1 protein-coding gene is annotated in these 443 nt (G+C 60.0%); it reads left to right on the plus strand.

The genetic code is table 11. The annotated features are described in order from the left end of the window. Nucleotides 1-443, plus strand: a 443-nt coding sequence (locus QPK32_RS26480) for an IS3 family transposase (RefSeq protein WP_290415763.1), incomplete at both ends; no start/stop codon positions are given.

Raw genomic sequence — 443 nt, forward strand, 5'->3', positions numbered from 1 at the left:
AAGCGGCGGCGTACTTTGCGCAGGAGTCGCTGCCAAGTACGCGTGGATAAAGACGATGCGACTCGACTTCCCTGGTTATCCTGTGAGGATGATGTGCCGAGTGTTGGACGTCTCGCGCAATGGCTATTACGACTGGCTGCGGGCCAAGCCATCGACACGCAGGCAGGACGACGCCCGGTTGAAAGTCTTGATCACTGCAGTGCACCGGCAGACCAGAGAGACCTATGGGGTGCCGCGGATAAAGCGCGAGCTTGCTGCGCAGGGCTATGAGGTTGGTCGCGACCGTGTTCGCCGGCTGCGCCAGGAGCTGAATCTTCGCTGCAAACAGCGGCGCAAGTTCATCGCCACGACGAACTCGAATCACAACCTGCCCGTCGTTGAGAATCTGCTGGAACAGCGGTTCGCGCCAAGCCGGCCTGAAGAAGTGTGGGTGACCGACATCA

The sequence above is a fragment of the Massilia sp. YIM B02763 genome (assembly GCF_030412015.1).
GTDB lineage: Bacteria > Pseudomonadota > Gammaproteobacteria > Burkholderiales > Burkholderiaceae_D > Telluria.